This is a genomic window from Bradyrhizobium sp. NBAIM08 (genome assembly GCF_020193935.1).
Classification (GTDB): Bacteria; Pseudomonadota; Alphaproteobacteria; order Rhizobiales; family Xanthobacteraceae; genus Bradyrhizobium; species Bradyrhizobium yuanmingense.
The window spans coordinates 1-385 of sequence record NZ_JADYVR010001292.1 but is presented as its reverse complement, the minus strand read 5'-3'; the positions used below and the strand labels follow the sequence as shown (position 1 = coordinate 385).

General features: G+C 61.8%; 1 protein-coding gene. It reads left to right on the top strand.

Going from position 1 to position 385, the window contains the following annotated elements:
• On the top strand, window positions 1-385 hold a 385-nt coding region (locus I6F37_RS44585; protein WP_225155070.1), incomplete at both ends, for a substrate-binding domain-containing protein.

The window sequence follows — 385 nt, the reverse complement described above, 5'->3', positions numbered from 1 at the left end:
GAAGGTCGATGTGATTGCGTTCTCGCCGGTAGTGGAATCCGGCTGGGACACCGTGCTGCAGGAGGCCAAGGCCGCCAAGATCCCGGTCATCCTCACCGACCGCGGCATCGACAGCAAAGACACCTGGCTCTACACGACGTTCATCGGCTCCGATTTTGTCGAGGAAGGCCGCAAGGCGGGCCGCTGGCTGCTGGAGAACGTCAAGCCCAAGGGCGACGTGAACATCGTCGAGTTGCAAGGCACTGTGGGCTCCGCGCCCGCCATCGATCGCAAGCGCGGCTTTGAAGAGATCATCAAGGCCGACCCGCACTACAAGATCATCCGCTCGCAAACGGGCGACTTCACCCGCGCCAAGGGCAAGGAGGTGATGGAAGCATTCCTGAAG